The 18224-nt window shown below is 57.7% G+C and carries 14 protein-coding genes; 8 read left to right on the plus strand and 6 right to left on the minus strand.

Translation table 11 applies throughout. From position 1 onward, the window contains the following. Positions 1–54: 54 nt before the first annotated feature. The 3 genes from repB to RCCGE510_RS29010 form a co-directional block, all read right to left on the minus strand. A complete protein-coding gene (gene repB, locus RCCGE510_RS29000) occupies positions 55–1095 on the minus strand; it encodes a plasmid partitioning protein RepB (protein ID WP_007636251.1) in 1041 nt (346 codons plus the stop codon). Continuing rightward, positions 1092–2303, minus strand: coding sequence for a plasmid partitioning protein RepA (repA, locus tag RCCGE510_RS29005; RefSeq protein WP_037080176.1), 1212 nt, complete (start codon positions 2301–2303; stop codon positions 1092–1094). The genes repB and repA overlap by 4 nt, the downstream gene beginning before the upstream one ends. Before the next feature lie 612 nt (positions 2304–2915). Continuing rightward, positions 2916–3833, minus strand: a complete 918-nt coding sequence (locus tag RCCGE510_RS29010; RefSeq protein ID WP_007636253.1) for a recombinase family protein — start codon at positions 3831–3833, stop codon at positions 2916–2918. 512 nt (positions 3834–4345) lie between these two features. Here RCCGE510_RS29010 and RCCGE510_RS29015 point away from each other — a divergent pair. The 3 genes from RCCGE510_RS29015 to RCCGE510_RS29025 all read left to right on the plus strand — a co-directional run bounded on the left by RCCGE510_RS29015 (position 4346) and on the right by RCCGE510_RS29025 (position 10158). Next, positions 4346–5485: an RHE_PE00001 family protein gene (locus RCCGE510_RS29015; RefSeq protein ID WP_007636254.1), complete on the plus strand. Its 1140-nt coding sequence runs from the start codon at positions 4346–4348 to the stop codon at positions 5483–5485. Positions 5486–5538: 53 nt separating this feature from the next. Beyond that, positions 5539–6537, plus strand: a complete 999-nt coding sequence (locus tag RCCGE510_RS29020; RefSeq protein WP_240539705.1) for an aminotransferase — start codon at positions 5539–5541, stop codon at positions 6535–6537. A 312-nt stretch (positions 6538–6849) separates the two neighbouring features. Continuing rightward, positions 6850–10158, plus strand: a complete 3309-nt coding sequence (locus RCCGE510_RS29025) for a DEAD/DEAH box helicase (protein WP_240539706.1) — start codon at positions 6850–6852, stop codon at positions 10156–10158. 68 nt (positions 10159–10226) lie between these two features. On the opposite strand, the gene RCCGE510_RS33960 is transcribed toward RCCGE510_RS29025, so the two are convergent. The 3 genes from RCCGE510_RS33960 to RCCGE510_RS29040 are packed head-to-tail and all read right to left on the minus strand — an operon-like array spanning position 10227 to position 11940. Beyond that, positions 10227–10706, minus strand: a complete 480-nt coding sequence (locus RCCGE510_RS33960; RefSeq protein ID WP_081525811.1) for a hypothetical protein — start codon at positions 10704–10706, stop codon at positions 10227–10229. 5 nt (positions 10707–10711) lie between these two features. Beyond that, positions 10712–11617 (minus strand): ImmA/IrrE family metallo-endopeptidase, encoded by a 906-nt coding sequence (locus RCCGE510_RS29035; protein WP_007636259.1) that lies wholly within the window; start codon positions 11615–11617, stop codon positions 10712–10714. Positions 11618–11619: 2 nt separating this feature from the next. After that, a complete protein-coding gene (locus RCCGE510_RS29040) occupies positions 11620–11940 on the minus strand; it encodes a helix-turn-helix transcriptional regulator (RefSeq protein WP_007636261.1) in 321 nt (106 codons plus the stop codon). A gap of 176 nt (positions 11941–12116) precedes the next feature. Here RCCGE510_RS29040 and RCCGE510_RS29045 point away from each other — a divergent pair, with 176 nt between their 5' ends. The 5 genes from RCCGE510_RS29045 (at position 12117) to RCCGE510_RS29060 (ending at position 18153) form a co-directional block, all read left to right on the plus strand. After that, on the plus strand, positions 12117–13313 hold the full coding sequence (locus RCCGE510_RS29045; protein WP_007636263.1) for a nucleotidyltransferase: 1197 nt from the start codon (positions 12117–12119) through the stop codon (positions 13311–13313). A 5-nt stretch (positions 13314–13318) separates the two neighbouring features. Then, entirely contained in the window at positions 13319–13807 is a 489-nt protein-coding gene (locus RCCGE510_RS33965; protein WP_007636266.1) for a hypothetical protein, read from the plus strand. A 4-nt stretch (positions 13808–13811) separates the two neighbouring features. Beyond that, the gene (locus RCCGE510_RS29050; protein WP_007636268.1) at positions 13812–14939 is read left to right on the plus strand and encodes an HNH endonuclease; all 1128 of its coding nucleotides are present in this window, start codon (positions 13812–13814) and stop codon (positions 14937–14939) included. A gap of 108 nt (positions 14940–15047) precedes the next feature. After that, entirely contained in the window at positions 15048–16208 is a 1161-nt protein-coding gene (locus RCCGE510_RS29055; protein WP_007636270.1) for a DUF2235 domain-containing protein, read from the plus strand. Positions 16209–16278: 70 nt separating this feature from the next. Next, on the plus strand, positions 16279–18153 hold the full coding sequence (locus RCCGE510_RS29060) for a hypothetical protein (protein WP_007636271.1): 1875 nt from the start codon (positions 16279–16281) through the stop codon (positions 18151–18153). The last annotated feature ends 71 nt before the right edge of the window (positions 18154–18224 follow it).

Here is an 18224-nt window from a genome sequence, read left to right on the forward strand (position 1 = left end):
TCTGAAAGAGGTTTCCACGACGGCGACGTTTTGGGGGCCTTTTTCTTTCTCCGCTTAATCTCCGTTATTTATTTGCTCTAGAGCGCCGCTCTTGGAGCGATGCTCCTCAAAAAGGGCCGGCAACCGTTCGAGGACGAAGGCCGCGAAATCAGGCATCTCGCGTCGATCGATCGAGAGGTCCAACTTGGTTTTGCTCTTCGTCACCTGGGCCAGACGCACGCCCGTGGGCGTCGTCAAAAGCTCTGGAAGACCCCGTTTTGCAGGTTCCGGTTTCAGGTGAGCCAGAAGCGACTTGAACCGGTCGGGGGAGGGAAGGGCTTTCGCCTCCGCAGATCGCAAGAAAGATGAAGCCTGTTCAAGAACGCTGTCGCGCGTAAGAAGATCGGCGAGGCCCACCCAACTTTTCAACCCGATCCCGGGCGCCGAGCCGATCGCGTCGACAACATCTGCGGGAATGCGCGTCACGACCGACAGCATGTTCGACAGGTCGCTTTTGTAGACGGACAACGCGGCCATTACCACATCCCGCGAAAACTGTTCATTCAGTCGAGAGGCGAAGCGTGCCTTTTCGATGAATGTGAGGTCCTGGCGTTCATTGTTTTCCTGGCCCTGAGCAATGACGAGTTGCTCGTCGGTAAGGTCCCTGACGACCGCCTTGACGGCACGGTTCAGTTCCGTGACCGCACGCAAACGACGATGGCCGAAGGCAACCTGATACCGGCCCGGTGTTTCCGGGTGAGGGCGAACGAGGATCGGGATCTGCTGGCCGTGTTCTCGGATCGCTTCGACGAGCGCAGAGATATCACCGGGCATCCGGTCCTGAGCGAAGGACGGATCAATGCTATCGGTATCGAGCTCGACGACCGCCTGGCCTTCGGCAAGACGTTTTTCGATTTCTTCTGCGCGCTCGAAGCGAGCCTTGCCTTCTGCGAAGGCACCGCCAACCTGGGCGGTCAGGCGCGACGACGCCGGCGCTGGTTCGGCTGGAGTGGTGCCGAGGAGTGGAAGAATGCTTCGGCTTTTGACCGGTCTTTCAACTGGCGCGGGAACAGCACCGGTTGTCCTCGGGGCGCGGAGTATATCCTTCCTGCTCATGGCTTTCTTCCCCATGCCTTCTTGATCAGGGACTCGATCTCATCGTTGACGTTGTTCATCGCCTCCAAAGCGCGGTCGTAGGTGGCGCGGGTGAATTGACCTCTTTCCACTTCGAAAAGGGTCTGGTTCGTCAGGCCTGCGTCCGAAACGGCTGTCGTCTTCAGCATTGGGAAATTCAGGACATTTTCCCCGAAAATAGCCCTCAGGTAGCCGACCATCTGGTTTTGTGGGCCGTCACTGGGCTCGAAACGCGTCACGAGATAGCGCATCCAGTTGTAATCAAAGCGGGCGCCGTGAGATGAGATCTCCCGAAGCAGGTCCGATGTCATCGACAGGAACTGGTTCATCGACATCACGTCGAGCATCTGGGGGTGCACCGTGATCAAAACAGAGGTTGCGGCGGTCAAAGCAGACAGGGTGAGGTAGCCAAGCTGTGGCGGGCAATCAATCACCACGACATCGTAATTGGGTGCGACCTGGTCAAGCACCTCGCTGATCCGATGGAAGAACATCGTATCGCCGACCTTCCGCTTCATCAGCGCCCGCGGCGTGTCGTGTTCGAACTCCATCAGTTCGAGGTTGCCGGGGATCAAGTGAAGGTCGGGGATATAGGTGGCGCGAACGATTTCGGCCATCGGACGTGCGTCGTCGTAGCGTATCGCACCGTATAGCGTCTCGTTTGCGCCGACATCGGTCTCTGGTTGGTTGCCAAACAGTGTGGACAGGCTCGCCTGGGGGTCGAGATCGATGGCGAGCACGCGATAGCCCCGAAGGGCGAGATACTGGGCGAGGTGGGCAGCCGTCGTCGTCTTGCCGGACCCGCCCTTGAAATTCATCACGGAGATGATCTGGAGCGCTTCGTTGTCACGGCGATGGGGAAGATAGCGGCGATTTCCGCGACCCACCTGGTCGAGATGCTTTCGGATCTTATGCATGTCCTCGACGGAATAGGACCGACGACCGGTCGGACTGGTGCTGACCTGCAGACCCTCGAGCTCGTTTGCGAGTTGACGGAGATATACCTCTTTCACACCGACCAGCTTTGCTGCTTCCGCCGGCTGAAACGTGCGAATGCCTTTTTCCGCCGTGGGGGGAAAGGTCGCGAGCTGATGCTCTTGCAGTTGCGCCGACAAGGAACGAGAATGGCGCTCAATCAAGCCCATCAGGTCTTCATCTTTTGGCGGTAATTTTGCAGCGATTTTGGGCATCCCCGAACCTGATTTCTTAAAATAGCGCTTCTGAGCGGAAATTCCCAATCACTCCGCTGCTGACAATAAGCATCGATTCTAACAGACTGGCAAGCTATTTAGGGTTAACAAACCTTAACGCGCCCGCCTGGTAAGAACACCGCTCGCCAGGTATGTCGTTTACAAACAGAGCGTTAGAGCCGTCGCGCAAATAAAGCGGCTCGAATCCGTCAACTGGATTCTTTGCACACCGTGCCAGAGCAACTGACGTCCAACCCAACGACGTTGATAATTTGGCACATTTGCGTGGCTGGTCTTTGCGACTCAGTCGACAGGGTGGACCGGGGACACGCGACATAACGCGTGTACAGCCTCATGGGGATGGCATCCGAAACAGCACGACTTCCTCCGCACGTTAGCAATGCCTTTCGGCATTTCGAGCTCGAACCAGTCCTCAAAGATCATGATGCCTCATTACCGAAGCGGGTGACGCCAGTCTTAAAACTTCGCCCGGAGACCGAATATCGACAGCTCGCCCGCGACATAATTGAGAGCCAGGATTGGAACGCCCTACCGCCGAAAACAGGACGCGCAAGAAATTGCGCGATTGGAAGGTTGATGTGCACCGTGCCCTCAATGACGGACGAGACCGAACCGATGCGCCTCATCCAGCAGGTGGCGGACAGAAGACGGCTGCCATTTGCGCCCACCGCGCGCTGGCCGCTCGCCCATCTGATCCAATTGGGCGGCGATGTCGCGCAACGACAGGGCGGGATCGGCAATGGCAATCGCCGCGACGAGCTTCATCAAATGATCCTCTGGCGCCCGGCGGGGCGAGCGAGCCAGCAGCTCGGGTTCGGCCAGTTTCTCGCGAACCATGCGATGCACGGCGCGGCGCAGTCTTTCCACCGTCCAGTCATGGCCTCGGCGATTGAGGACCCGCACGACATTGTCCCAGCTATGCTTTGGGCGAAGTTGCCGAACGGTCGGAAGCCAGGTCTGGGCAGAGGAGATCAGCTCGTCGAGATAGAGTTTTTCCCGAGCCTTCGATACCGCCTTGATCGCTTCCGGTCGCCTCTCCCGAAGGCCTGGATTGCCCGGCAGCTTGCCGCGGGCTTTTGCCGCCTTGATGCCAGCCTTGGTTCGCTCAGCGATCAGCGCTCGTTCGAGCTGCGCGACGGCACCGAGGACCTGGAGAGAAAACATGCCCTGTGGTGTGGACGTATCGATCGGATCGCGGATCGACCGGAAATGGACGCCGCGCTCTTCGAGATCTTCGATCACCTGCAAGAGATGGCTGACCGACCGAGCGAGGCGATCCAGCCGGACAACGACCAGCACGTCGCCGGCGACGAGTTCGCCGAGCAACCTCGTCAGAACCGGCCGCGCCCGAGATGCGCCGGATCCATGCTCTTGAAAAATCCGCTCGCAACCGGCGGCGCCCAACTCGTCCATCTGCGCGTCATGGACCTGATCGTCAGTCGAGACGCGTGCATAGCCGATAAGACGTTTGGGGGCCCGCGATGGATTGGTGGCTTGCCGTTTTGCCATAATTTTCTCACGCGATTTTCAGGTGCTTGTACAGATAAAGAATGCGTGAGAAAATGACCAGTTGCAAGCGTGTTTTAGAGCCTAAATGCAGCCCCGTCAGACTCGAAATGCGACGCCGAACGGGCATCGGGCCATAACCTGCGTGAAACTCGCTCTGGCGGCCATCTGCGGCGGAAATGCCGGAAAACTGCGGAGTTCGGCGGAGGGGAGGGGTAAGAGGTTGTCGCCTGAGAGAATAATTACAGAGAAATGCGCATTCGCTCGGGTGGGGAGGGTGGCCGTGAGCGGCCCTCATAACAGTCCATATTCCGCCGATCCTCGTCGAAATCTTCCTGAAAGGCCGGAAAACCAGGCGTTTCCGGCCATCCAAGGCGACCGACACGCTGATTTGCGGCGTTATAGCAATCACTTCCGATAAGCAGTACTTATCGATGGTTAGACATCTCTCTGCCGAATGCAGCATGTGACGAACTCTAAATACCATATAGCATTCGTTTAGCAAATCATTTACCATGATTTCAATGTCTTACGATCTTGCCAAATTGCCCATCTCAAGCCTGCTGCGTCCGATTTCGGACGCTGGCGCCGCACTGGCGCGGTTGGACGAGCGCATCGCCCGCTCGCCGGTAGGGCAGGGTTGGATCGAACGCTTGCATTTTTCCGACGCCTGCGCCTCGCTGTGGATCGACGGCGAGCTGGTGCATCTTGAGGACCTGGTCCTGCACGACGCCGGCGCCGACATTCGCGCCCCGACCCATGAGCTGACCATCGCCCGCGACGTCCTGAAAACCCGACGGCGGATTGCGGCGCAACCGCCCCGCTGGGCGCTCAGCGCTGACGGACTGAGGAGCCTACGCGGCCAGGGTCACATCGTGGCCGATGGCGGCACCAGCGAAACAGTCGAGGCCGATGGTGCTCCGATACCGGCTGACGAGACAGAGAACGGAGGAGGGGAGGGTGCCGATGTTTCCGATCCGCTCGCGGCAGAGCTGGCGGCGATCGACGCCGTGATCGCTCGTTCCGAGGCGGCGCTCGCGGAGGCGGGGGCGCCCAACCACTCCAGTGGCCGAGAAAAAGATCCGCTCGTCTATGATCTCGACTGGGATGAGGACGAACGGCTCGACGAATGGCGGGTGGTGCTGCGCGATCTCGACGGTCTGCCGCCCGTTTTGCAGGCGATCCTCGCCCTCGACGCCTGGAATGGTTTGGAGGTCCTGCAGCATGCACCCTGGCTCGGCCGGCTGCTGGCGGCATCCTGCCTGCGCCAAGCGGGGCTCACCACGGCGGCACATCTGGCCGCCTTCAATCTTGGGCTCAAATCCATACCCGTCGACCGCCGTCGGAACCGCGATCGCGAAACCCGCTTGCTGGCCATTCTCGCCGGCATTACTGCTGCTGCCGAACTCGGGCTCAAGGAGAACGACCGGCTGACCCTTGCGCGGCAGTCTATGGAGCGGAGGCTGGTCGGCCGGCGTCAATCGTCGAAACTACCGGAGCTGATCGACCTGGTGCTGTCACGGCCGCTGGTCTCGGCCGGCATGATCGTCAAGGCGATCGGCGTGACGCCGCAGGCGGCGATACGGATCGTCGGTGAACTCGGGCTGCGCGAGATGACGGGGAGGGGGAGGTTTCGGGCGTGGGGGGTGCTGTAAGGACCAAATTTGGTGAACGCTCCGGCCCTTCCATACCGTTGTAGTTGTGGAGTTTGTGGCGCTTCTCGTGTAACTCAAGAGTTGCAACCGTGTACCGAGACATCATGCATAAGCAAGCGCCGCCAAAGGCCACATTGAACAAATGGCTCATCAGCTATTCCTCGTCGAAAAAGGGCTACGGTCATATTCTGCTGGAACAGATCGTTCCCGGCGACGCAACGATACGCGAGGGCCTCCGACCGTATTTCGAGTCCGCGCATTCGGATGCTCGCGAGTACTTTCATGCCTATGCGGGTATGAGCCTCCATCCGGATGCCGGAGCTCCGGGATGCAACGCAAAATATCCAAACTGCCTTCCTCCGAAGGCCAGGCGGGGCGTGTTTGGAGAGGTGATGTCGGGGCTGATGACCGAGGCGCTGGACTTCGTCGGCAATCACGAATGGATCGTCCCGGTATTTCTCTTCCGCAACCAAGAAGACGCAAGGCAATATATCTATGTTCTTTCGCGCGATCCCGCGCGCAAAAGAGAGGTTCTCGGCCGCAAGGGCGACGATTTTATCGGCATCGTCGTCAATGACGACGGCGCAGTCACGCGTTTCATTGCCGGCGAGGCCAAATGGCGCAAGAAATGGATACCCTCCGTTCTTGATGACGTGATGCTTGGCACGAAGATTGAGGTACCGAAAAAGTCCGGCAACCTTGTCCACGATGGCAAGGGTGTATGGTTCGAAATCAACCGTGCCCTCGATGTGCCGATTGGGGTGAAGCAGCTGCAGGACATTCTCCAGGAGCTGGCGCCCGATGAATACGCCAACGTCATCCTCTCCCTGGACAAGATCCAGCAACTGCAGAATCCGGCGCCGTCCGAGCGCACCGATCTCATTCTTTTGATCGGCGGCAGCGCGGCCGGTCGGGGTGAGGGTGAACCGTTACTGGAATGGGAAACCAAACCCTCCCAGCATCAGAAGAACAGGGACCTTCAGGTCGTCGAAATCATCCTGTCGGATGGCGATGCACTGATCGACGCGCTCTATGACAGCCTGTGGCCCTAGGGGAAATCCATGCCGATCACAGATGCAGAACGCATAGCAATCGCGACCCGGACACGAAACGCCATTGGCCAGGATCAGCTACTGACACCGAGGCAGGCAAGGGCTTTCGTCAGGGCGATACAGACTACATGGGACGTCGAGACCATACAGTGGTCCGAAAACGATTCTGGGGAAACCCTAACAGAGGCCTACAGACTCATCCATGCCGGAGGCGTCCTGCAGTCGGTCGCGGGCGGAAACCCGGTGGATGCGAGCTCAGCCTTTCGTCGGGCAGGCGAACTCTTCGAATGGCTGGCCCGCTCGGAGGACAGCTTGGCTGAAGTCGTGCCCTTGGCACTGTTTGCGGCGGGATCCTACCAGCTGGGCGGATTGCCTGCCATGGCAGCGGGACTATTACGGCAAGTGAAGTCGAAGGACGACGGCATCCTGTTGTTCGCTGACTTCCTGAGTGCCGATTTCGACAGCGTGCTGCAGAGGGTTGCTGCGTTCTGGAACGCGCATCCTGAGGCGACCGTGCCGGACGCCTCAAATGCGTTTTTCAAGGCGGATGTTGACTCCGATCTTGCGTGGTTGACGACGCTCGAGCTGATCCGATCGGTTGGGCTCGCGGCCGACAGCCTGCGCCGGGGCCAGGTCGACAGGCTGGAGGCCGCTATGACCCACCTTCGCCAGGTCGAGCGCTTTCTGGTGCGTCTTGCCCCAGAGGACGTCGCGACGCTGGCCTTCTTTATCCGGTCCGCTTGTGAGCGTTATACCAAGGCGACGATCTATCAGCCTCTTCGGCGATTGGCCGCAACGCGTCCAGGGCATCTGGCGTATCTGGATGGTTTTGCCAGGCGGCAATATGCCAGAGGGCGGGGCGTGCTCTGGCAGTCGCAACATCAAGGCATAGAGCGGCTGCTCCAGAACTCTTCCTTCGCCCTGTGTACGCCGACCGGATCGGGGAAAACGCTCGTCGCGAACCTGGCGATCGTAAAAGAGCTTCTCCTGCTGAGCGACGGCCTTCTGGCACCGCTTGCCCTCTACATCGTTCCCTCCCGTGCGCTCGCCGGCGAGGTCGAGGCGAAACTCACCGGCGAACTCGGCCGCGAATTCATCGTCACCGGACTATATGGGGGAGCCGACTGGGGCATCACCGACGCCTGGCTGACCGCCGATACCCCGACTGTGCTCATTGCAACTGTCGAAAAGGCCGACGCGCTGATGCGCTATGTCGGACCGATGCTGCTTGCGCGGTTGAAGCTCCTGCTGGTGGATGAGGCCCACCAGGTGGTCGTCGAAGACACGGTTTATGAGCAGGAAAGCCTCGCAGAACATCAAAGCCGTGCGGCGCGGCTCGAGGCCTTCATTTCCAGGCTGTTGGCCCGCAAGCCCGACGTCGTCCGCATTGCGCTCACCGCGGTGGCAGGCGGGGCCGCCGGACCAGTCGCCCGCTGGATCGAGGGAAATCTGGCCGCGGAGGCGGTGGGATCCTATTATCGCAGCACCAGGCAAGCGATCGGCACGTTCGAGGTTCGCCCCGGCGCGCCGCCAGAGATCCTCTTCGACATGCTCAACGACCGCGTCCTCGCGGTGCGCGGCCGCGGTCAAAACGTCTACATGCGCCTTCGCATTGCGCCAATGCCGCAGGCGCCGGCCACGGTCAGAGGCAGCCTCAATCACAACACGCAGCTGGCGATCCTGTGGGCGGCCCTTCACCTGACAGAAGGTGACCGACGTATCCTCGTGTCAGTGTCCCAAAGTCCGGAAGACACCATTCGCTGGTTTGCCCAGGCTTTCTCGCTCAAGGGATGGGACGCGGTTCCGGCATTCGTGCCGCCGGCCGATGGCCCTGACGCGGAGCTCTTTCAGTCTGCCAGGATGGTTTGCGCCGATTATTGCGGCCAAGATTCCCACGAGCTTAAATTGCTCGACAGGGGGGTTGCGACGAACCACGGCCAGATGCCACAACGTCTTAGGCGCATGATGGTGGCGCTAATCGAGCGCTCGATCTGCCGCATCACCGTGGCGACCGCCACTTTGACCGAAGGCGTCAACCTGCCTTTTGATCTGATCTTCGTGCCCTCTGTGATGAGAAGTTCTTTCGATGTCGCGACTGGCCAGCGAACGGAACATCCGATGTCGACGGCGGAATTTCGCAATCTTGCCGGACGCGCCGGCCGCCCGGGTGCTGCCAAGGGTATGGAGGGCATGACGCTTGTCGCGCTTCCGGTTTCAGAATCGACCACCGCGAATGCTCAAAGACCGATCCAGCGTAATCAGATCCGCGCCCGCAGGGGCGAATACGACAATCTCCTCGGGGGGTTGATCGCGGACGCTGCAGGGGGCGGCCAGCATCACAGTCCGCTTGCAGTGCTGATGCGCTCCATATTGCAGAGAGCCTACCTGCTTGGCGCGGCGACGCCGGCTGATTTCCTGACCTGGCTGGAGGTTGTCATCCCGGAAACCCTCTCTCCACAAGCGGGCACGGCGTCGCCCTCGGCAGCTGCCCGGCTGGCAGACAGCATCGACGAGCTGGATGGCATCATCCTCTCTGCGATCGAAGAGCTGCAGGCCATCGAGCCGGCCCAGCTGACCCAAGCGCAGATTGAGACGGCCATTGCCAACATCTGGCAGAACACATTCGCGCGCGTGGCTTCCGCCTATGAAGCCTGGATGGAACAGGCCTTCATTCAAAGAGCCAAGGGTCTTGTCGGGACAGTCTATCCAGACGCCGATGAACGGAAAACCCTTTACAGTTTCGGCTATACCCCTTGTATCGGCCGGCGCTTCCGGCCTGCGGCAGAAAAGTTGATTGACATCCTGCACTATGCGGACCGCTATGGCGGAATGCAGGACGACGACCGGCTGTCGTTGTTTCGGCAGATGGGAGACATCATCGCGACGGACCGCGGCTTCGGCTTTGCGGTCAGAGACACCGTCATGGGGCGCGATCTCTATGCCAGATGGCATGAGGTGCTGGCTTGGTGGATGTCGGCTACCGATGCTTCGGAGCCTCCGGTCGACGATCCTCGCGCGTGGCAAACATTCGTTGCGGACAATCTGGAATTCCGGCTGGGCGTTGCAATCGGAGCCGCCGTTGCTCAGCGGTGGACCGAAGAAAATCCCGATCCCTTCGCGACACCGGCCCTCGACACGTGGAAAGACACGGCGGACCTGCCGTGGTTCGCGTTCTGGGCGAAGGAACTGCTCCGCTGGGGGACGCTCGACCCGTTCATCGCGTTTGCCTTGTCGCAGGGCATCGCCCGTTCGCGCGATGATGCCGTCCCTCTGAAGCAGGAGTTCCTGGATTGGATGGAACAGCGGGATGAGCCGGTGGCAGACGACGAGGATCTGATCGATCCGCGACATTTCCTTGAGTGGTCTCGCAGCAGAAGAACAACTACGGCTGAACTGGTTGTATCCCGATCAATACGGGCCGGCCTGTCCGGCACCACCGGTGCCAAGGGAATATATTCAGTCATCCCAATCCGGGTCGCCGATGGCCTGCGCTGGATCGATCCGGCCGGATTCGAACTGGCCGTATCGCCAGACAATTCGGCAATGCTTGGCCCAACCATGTATAGCCAGGACTTCGATCTCGTGATGAGCCAAGGCCCAGAGATAGTCAGAACATTCTGAGACCAGGCACAGCGACCGTCGTCGCCCCCCCGCGCTTTATCCGTCCGGCAGTGCATTCCTCCGTGACACTAGCGTGATTGGTGCGCTCCCCTACGCTGTACGATCGTTTGACTTAAAATCCGTCGATTGATTTTTTGCTTCCAACTCAACTGTCTCGCCGAGAGTTTCCGTTTGAGTTTTGTTTGCTTGAGAAAGCGATATTCCTTGTCATCAAACAGATATCCCATCCGGTAGGCGTGCTCGATGAGATCGTCGTTGGCATTGGCAGAAAGATCCGCCTGAATGCGCTTCAAACCTTCAAAGAGGTTTCCGGTGTCAATTCCAACGAACCGGTTGATGCAGACATTGCCGACATAGGTCGTGGCGCCATTGAGTCGATTGCGAATGTAGCAATGTTCGAGAATATCCTGACCGCAAGGGCATTGATCATATTCTTCACTGATCTCGACGCCGACCAAGTCCCATTCAAGTCGAGCTGTCTCGAATGACTTCGAGTTCGACAGGGGAACGATGTGGGCTTTTAGGCGCTCGAAATTATGGCCTTCCATCGAGATCAATCCCTGCGATATCGCTCCTGTTGAGCACGCCACCGGTCTCTCGTCGTCATATCCTCGCTTTCTTCCTCCTCGTCCGCTGCACTTTCGTGCCATAGCATGATCAAGGCAAAGCCGTTGTTCTGAAGGCAGACCTGTTCGCTGAGGGCTGGGGCGCGCTGTCCGCGGGGTACGTCAATCCAGAGATCGGGCAGACGGCCGTCAATTTCGCTCGGAACGCCGATCCGCATGTTCCTCTGGTAGAACAGCGAACCGTGTGGGACGGATCTGTTGCGGCTTGCTACGACAAAAGGGAAGCGCTTTCGATTGTGGTAGGCACGTCCAACCTTCCCATCTTTGACGACAATGAAGGCCAGGGATTCGGGGTGATATTCCGCATATGCCCGTGCCATCGCTTCTTTGCTGACACCAAATTGATCAGCCAGCTGGAAGACATGTTCCAGGCTCGGCGAGGGATGCTTCTTGAAGGCCTCACGCAGTCTCGGCGGCGGCATCAGGATCAGGGAAGAGAAGCGGTTCGCTTCGACCTCCATTTTCGCCCGACGGTCGCCCTCTTTTGCCGAGAGCACACGGAGGTCTTCCCTTGAGCAAAGAAATTGACCGTCTTTGTCTGGGATATGGTTGGCGATCAGGAAGTGGCCGAGCTCGTGCCCGATAGTAAACCGGCGACGCGGCTGGTTTACCCCCTTTTTTACCAGGATAATGCCGCGGCTCCGAATTGTGTCGGTGATCAAACCGCCCTCAAAGCCCTCTGTCCGTAACTCGGCGATTTCTTCGACTTCGAGCTGAAGCGCCAGTTCCTCGATCGGCACGGGAAGCGGAAGATTTGGCTCATGCTTCAGGATCAGGCTGACAAGCCCTTCAGGCGACCCTGTATCAGCCAAATCCATCCGCAAGATATCCATTTCTACTTCCCCTTAGGCTTCAGCCTGTCCATCAGCATCTGGATGGTTTCTCGATCTTGCGGAGCCAGGGATTTGAGATCCCTATACATTGCGACGAGGCCGGGTTCTTCGTCTTTTCCTTCCGGGTTCTCCCCGACCAGATCGGCGATGGCAACACGAAAATGCGTCGCGAGTTTTGTGAGAAGTTCAATCGATGGGTTCGTGCTGCGGCCGGTCTCAAGATCGTAGATGTGAGTCTTGGACGCTCCAATCGCATCCGCGACATCCTGCAGAGACTGGCGGTTTTTTCCCCTGAGTTCTTTGAGCTTGGCAGCCAAAGACATGTTTGAAGTGCTCCCTTGAATCGCTGAAGGCGCGTGCACTCTCGTGCCGCGCCGTTCGGTTAATCTGTACGAAAATATAGCACAACGCTTGACGATGGCAAGCGTTCGATTTATCTGTACGAAATTAGGCGAACGAATCTTACGGCGAGATCCCTTTTCGGGCGCAGGAGGAATGCATGTTTCATGATCACCGACTTATCATGCGGGACGGGATGCTCATCGGCGCTCTGGAGCGGATGTGTGCCACATTCGAAATCGCGCCGAGCCAAGCGGAGCTCGCGAAGGAGCGCTACGACGGCGTCGGCGGATGGTTGGCGGAATCGGAGGATCCTTTGCTCAAAGCAATGGGAATTTTTCTCCAGGGATCGACGGCGATCGGAACGACTGTGAAGCCGATCGGCAGCAATGAACATGACGTCGATCTCGTAGCCCATGCGCCAAACCTTGGAAATTGGGTCGAGCCTGTCGCGTTGAAGAAGGCAATCGGCGATCGGTTGAAAGCCAACGGCCATTACAAGCCGCTGCTGGTGGAGATGGCGCGCTGCTGGCGGCTCGTCTACGCCAACGAATTCCATATGGATATCACCCCGTCTATTCCGAACCGGGGCTGCAACATGGGTGGCGAGCTCGTTCCCGATCGGGCGCTCAAGATTTGGAAGCCATCAAACCCTAAAGGCTATAAGGCATTGTTCCTTGAACGCGTGAAGTTGGCGCCTCGTTTCCGGGTAGCAAAGAGCTTCCATGCGGAAGATCGCGCGCGTGCCGACATCGAACCCTATCCGGAGCAGGTTCATTTTAAAGGCCTGCTGCAGAGGGTCGTCCAGATTTTGAAGCGGCATCGGGACGTTTTCATCGCGGTCAACGAAATCGACATGTCTCTGTCGCCGATTTCGGTGCTCGTTACAACGTTGGCGTCTCAGAGCTACGAATACTGCGTGAAGACGTTTACCTACGACACGGAACTAGACCTGCTCTTCGACGTCATCCGCTACATGCCGGACTTCATCGAGGCGCGCAGCGTAAACGGTCGAATGCACTGGTTTGTCTGGAACGAGACGACCAAGGGCGAAAATTTCGCTGAAAAATGGAACGGTGATCCCAAGCGGGCAGAGATATTTTTCACCTGGCACTCTCGCGCTCTTGCCGACATCAGCAGGCTGAAAGATGTCGAGGGACTTGATGGCCTGAAGCGGCAGCTCGGCGACGCCTTTGGCTCCGGTCCGGCCAAAGCCGTAGTGGACTCGATCACCGAGGATATCTCGACCTCTCGCCAGAACGGCACCCTTGGCGTAGCACCCCGTATTGGCCTTGTGACCGGCATCACCACGGCCAGCGTAACGCCCGTACGCGCCAACACTTTCTTTGGGCGGTAGCCGCCATGCGTTTTTCCGATCCGAAGCCATTGACCGCTGCGCAGCAGTTTCTTCTTTTGACGAAGAACCCGCTGTCGACTGGTGACGGTGAACTCGGATCGGGGCGTCTAAGGTGGCATTACAAAGCATCGCCAACACCTCTTTCCCGCATTTATGACGCGCGGCTGGAGTTTGCGCCTAACCACTCGCCGAGAGTGTTCATAGACGGCCCTGATCTCCTGATGCTGTCGGAAGGAGAGGATCTTCCACACGTATACGACCAGAAGCCCACCCGCCTCTGTCTCTATTTACCACGAACCTATGAGTGGCAGCCATGGATGCGGCTCGATCAGACTATCATTCCGTGGACGTCACTTTGGCTCTTCTATTTCGAGGACTGGCTGATCGATGGCGAATGGCGGGGAGGGGGAGAGCATCCGGAGCATCGTAATGTAGAGCAGCGTATCAGCCGAAGCCGCTTGCAGCGGCGGCACGCACCTGGTCGAAGGGATTGAATGAATGGCAAAGTCCAAGATTCCCGACAAGGTCCAGCGTGCGCTTTGGGCGCGTGCGGCAGGCCGTTGTCAGTTTCGTGGCTGCAACTGCGAGCTCATAGGCGACCTCCTCTCAGGAAAGGAGGATAAGATGTTTGGCTTTGTTGCCCACATCGTCGCCGACTCGCCTGAGGGAACCCGCGGTCATCCGACCAGATCGGCACTTCTCGCCAAGGATCTCTCCAATCTTATGCTTCTGTGCGCCAAATGCCATCGCTTGATTGATAATGAAGCGCCTGACGAGCATCCAGAGGAACTTCTGCTACTCATGAAGGAGGAGCACGAACGGAGGGTGCGCTTGGCAACAGGTATCCAGCCGGATCGCGCTTCACATGTCATTCGTTTCGGTGCCAACATTGGCAAAAACGAAGCGCTCGTCGCTAGAGACGATATTTTTGCATCAATGCTGCCGGATCGCTCACCTGCATCCTTTGAAACGATCGATCTCGAAATGCTTGGTCTGTCGCTTGATGATGCCGATGAGCAGTATTGGCAAATTCAGCAGGGTAATTTGCAACGTCAGTTCGCCGACAAAATCAGGGGGCGAATCGAACGGCAGCAAATCACCCATGCCAGTGTTTTTGCGCTGGCACCCCAGCCGCTCTTGATCGAGCTCGGACGGCAGCTTTGCGACATTCTGCCCGCCGAGGTTCATCAGCGACATCGTGAGCCCGCCACATGGAAATGGCAGAATGATACGCCTTCGATCAAGTTTCAGACCGTGACGCCGAGCGAGATCCACCCGACGGTTGCGCTTATTCTGGGCCTCAGTGCTTCCGTTTCCCAGGACCGGATCGTTTCCGTTCTAGGGGATGAAGTTTCAGTTTGGTCGATAACTGCGAAGTCACCACACAACGACATCATGAGGAACGCTGGCGACCTTTCCCGCTTTCGCCAGGAGCTGAGACGGCTCTTTGGCCGAATAAAGTCGGTACACGGAGAAGGGGCAACGATAAACGTTTTTCCCGCCTTGCCGGTCTCGGCGGCGGTGGAAGTGGGGCGCGTGTGGATGCCAAAGGCTGATTTGCCTTTGAATGTGTTTGATCAGAATCGCAGGATCGGTGGTTTCGCATCTGCTCTGACGATCCAGTGACTTCGCTGCTAAGGCCCACCAAAACAAGCTTCACCAAGTAGGGGCGAGCTAGTTGAAGTGGTTGCTATCTGTGGTAGATTTTTGGCGCATTGAGGGGAGACTAACGATTTGCCCAAGAACATCGTCGTCTGCTGTGATGGAACCGGCAACGAAATCGGCGTGAACATGTCCAATGTTCTCAAGCTGTATAGGATGCTTGAGAAGGATGACGATCAAGTTGTGTATTACGACCCTGGCGTTGGAACGTTGGGTCAACGAAAGACCTGGGGGAGAATTAGCCAGAACGCAAAAGGCGTTCTGGGGCTTGGCACAGGCTATGGCCTGGACGACGATGTGCTTGGTGCCTATCGTTTTTTGGCTGAACATTACAGTGAAGGCGACCAGGTATTTCTTTTCGGCTTCAGCCGCGGCGCTTACAGTGTCCGTGTCCTTGCTGGCTTCATTCACCTCCTCGGTTTATTGCACCAGGACCAGCTGAACTACGTCGGCTATGCGTTCGCCGCTTACAAGCGCGCCGCCATGGACGGTGAAGATCTTTCGGTAGCTTGGCACTTCCGGAGAATTGTTGGCGGACGGACGATACCGATCAAGTTCCTTGGCGTCTGGGATACCGTTGCATCCGTCATCGTGCCGCGACCTGACCGCTTCTACATCCCGAGTTTGGAGACACTGCCTTACACGCTGCAGAACCCAAGCGTTGAAGTCTTCCGTCAAGCAATTGCCATCGATGAATTTCGCCGGATGTTTCGATTGCGTAGATGGAAAGAGGGCCAGGAATTCAAGCCAAATCGCTTTTCGACGTCGCAGCCTCGAAAGCAAGACAGCCGCCAGGTTTGGTTCGCGGGCTGCCATTCCGACATCGGCGGTGGCTATCCGGAGGACGAGAGCGGGCTATCAAAATTCCCGCTCCGCTGGATGATTCAACAAGCCAAGGCAAACGGGCTGAGCGTAAACACGTCGATGTTCAATCACCTCGTGGAAGGAAAGGCGAGGAGTGATAGTGAACATGAGTACGCTGAGCCCAGCGTAAGTGCGAAGTTGCACGTATCAGCAACCGGCGCCTGGCGTATTCTCGAGTGGGTGCCGAAGAAGATGAAATGGCGAGAATGGCCAAAACGCAAGGGCCTGCTTGGCTACTACCTGCCCCATTGCGAGCCGCGAGTCATTCCTGAAGGAGCGAAGATCCACGAGTCGGCGCTCCATCGGAAGGAAGCTGTGTCATCCTATCGCCCGCAGAATTTGCCTGCGGCCTATGACCTGGAAATGTGAGGATGCGGGACGGTTCGATGTTATTTCATCACGTGCCGTTGCTGGCGCGCTGACGAATGGGGGAAAGTTAATGGCACTGTCCAGCGATCAATGTACGCCTTACTTGTCGGTTTCGATCTACAAAGCCACCAACGGAGAGGCCGTCTCATCAAATGAGCTGCTTACCGCCATCCGCGATCTCGCAAAAGACAATGCTGACAAGAAAGGCACGGAAAAACCAAGATTTCCTGCGGTCCAAGACCCGTCCATCGAAAGTGGCGGAACGACGATTGCCTGGGCGCACTACGTCGAAAAGCGATCACCGAGTTGGTTCTCCGGTGAGGGCATTGCAGACACGCTCAATCAGCTGATCATTGTTGCCAAACGCGGTGATTTATACGCGTTGCAGTTCTCGGATAATGGTCTTCGAGGTACGGTAGCAAAGAAAATTCTGCGCGAGACCAATGGACCTTTCACGAGAATTAGGCGGCTTAGTTCGAGCGAGATCAACAAGGCATTTGTCGAGAGCCAGGTTCGCACGCTTTGGCTCAGCGGCACCCATCGCCGAACAACGATCAAGCCTGACTCGAAAATACTGTCGGGACTTGAGTTGGAGACTTCCCTCGATCCACTTGGGGACCAGACCTACTACTTCAGCTCGGTCCGCAGCACGATGTCCTTGTCGGAACAGCTCACAAGTGCAGTAGTCGGCGCAAGTCCAACCGGGAGCAGGATCTGGATTGGACCCACACGGTCTTGGGAGGAGTTCATCGTCAACGTCGGTCTAATCCTTGATCGAGCCACAAACTGCATAAACGATGCAGCGCGAGCGGACATGCCGCTTCCTATCCTCGCTTCGGCTATAACCACACTGGAAGGAATTGAGCAACCTTACGATTTAGCTTTCATTGTCCCCGAACAGGTGAATGATGGAGTCGGACACGTAGGCGAAGACGAACTTCGATGGCTTCAGCAGTTCGGCGATGCCGCAAGGTTTGAAATTACGGCGACGGCCGAAAGCGCCAACTTTGAAGCCGAAGTCTACTGGGCTGATGTAAGGCTCGGGCGGCTGGCCTACGAATTCGAGCGAACGCTGGGTTCCGATGTTCGTCTCAAAATTCGGAAGGTTGACGGCTTCGACAACGCGGACCGAGATGTCGAGATCCTTAAGATCTGTCGGCAGCCAGATAACATCACGGCTTATTTCGACACTGGTCACACTTTCTCCCGTGGTCATTTCTATGAAACCAGGTTTCGCGACGCCAAGTTCTCGGACTGGCAATGGGTCTCGATGGCCCATGATGGAACTGCGTTCTGGCAGGAAAAGCCGCTGGATGGGCAACGCTTTGCTGTTGAAAATACCGGCAATGCTGAGGACAGTTCTCTCTTTGGCATGGTTGCCAGACACTGGCCCAATCTGGATGCACGGGGCCTGCAAACTGGATGGCTAGTCTGCGACGACGGCGCGATGGAATCTGCAGATTTCATCCATTTAAACGACATAAGCGATCCGCCTGAGTTGACCCTAATCCACGTGAAGGGCAGCGGTTCCGACAATGCCAATCGTGGGATTTCCGTTTCTGACTATGAGGTCGTCGTCGGGCAGGCGGTTAAGAATCTGCGCCACGTTGATCGCGGATTGCTAAGAGAGAAGTTGGCAAAGAATGCCGATGGGGTGCTCCAGAATGCAGTTTGGCACGACGGGCAACGTCAGGAAAATAGGGGAGCGTTACTCGCGATTCTCGATGGCCTGGGCTCCAACCTGAAAACAAAAGTGGTCGTGTTTCAGCCCCGTGTCCGTCGCAGCGTCTTAAATGCCATTCGTGGCAAGATGGCTGACGGCAACTTGGTCGATTCAGATGTTCGGCGCATGCAGCAACTGGACGCCCTTCTTCTTGGAGCGCGAGCTGATTGCTTTTCACTGGGGGCAGCCTTTGCGGTGATTGCGGATGCCGACGATGCTTAGGGCCCGTGCAACTCCAACACGAATTTATGTCGTTGATGGTATACCAATGGCGATGGATAGTCTCTGCGCCG

This window comes from Rhizobium sp. CCGE 510 (genome assembly GCF_000292525.1).
GTDB lineage: Bacteria > Pseudomonadota > Alphaproteobacteria > Rhizobiales > Rhizobiaceae > Rhizobium.

Bases quoted from the DNA above. Each gene is read 5' to 3' on its own strand.
- repB (WP_007636251.1), bottom strand. From the start codon at position 1,095: ATGAGCAGGAAGGATATACTCCGCGCCCCGAGGACAACCGGTGCTGTT.
- repA (WP_037080176.1), bottom strand. From the start codon at position 2,303: ATGCCCAAAATCGCTGCAAAATTACCGCCAAAAGATGAAGACCTGATG.
- RCCGE510_RS29010 (WP_007636253.1), bottom strand. From the start codon at position 3,833: ATGGCAAAACGGCAAGCCACCAATCCATCGCGGGCCCCCAAACGTCTT.
- RCCGE510_RS29015 (WP_007636254.1), top strand. From the start codon at position 4,346: ATGATTTCAATGTCTTACGATCTTGCCAAATTGCCCATCTCAAGCCTG.
- RCCGE510_RS33960 (WP_081525811.1), bottom strand. From the start codon at position 10,706: ATGGAAGGCCATAATTTCGAGCGCCTAAAAGCCCACATCGTTCCCCTG.
- RCCGE510_RS29035 (WP_007636259.1), bottom strand. From the start codon at position 11,617: ATGGATATCTTGCGGATGGATTTGGCTGATACAGGGTCGCCTGAAGGG.
- RCCGE510_RS29040 (WP_007636261.1), bottom strand. From the start codon at position 11,940: ATGTCTTTGGCTGCCAAGCTCAAAGAACTCAGGGGAAAAAACCGCCAG.
- RCCGE510_RS29045 (WP_007636263.1), top strand. From the start codon at position 12,117: ATGTTTCATGATCACCGACTTATCATGCGGGACGGGATGCTCATCGGC.
- RCCGE510_RS33965 (WP_007636266.1), top strand. From the start codon at position 13,319: ATGCGTTTTTCCGATCCGAAGCCATTGACCGCTGCGCAGCAGTTTCTT.
- RCCGE510_RS29050 (WP_007636268.1), top strand. From the start codon at position 13,812: ATGGCAAAGTCCAAGATTCCCGACAAGGTCCAGCGTGCGCTTTGGGCG.
- RCCGE510_RS29060 (WP_007636271.1), top strand. From the start codon at position 16,279: ATGGCACTGTCCAGCGATCAATGTACGCCTTACTTGTCGGTTTCGATC.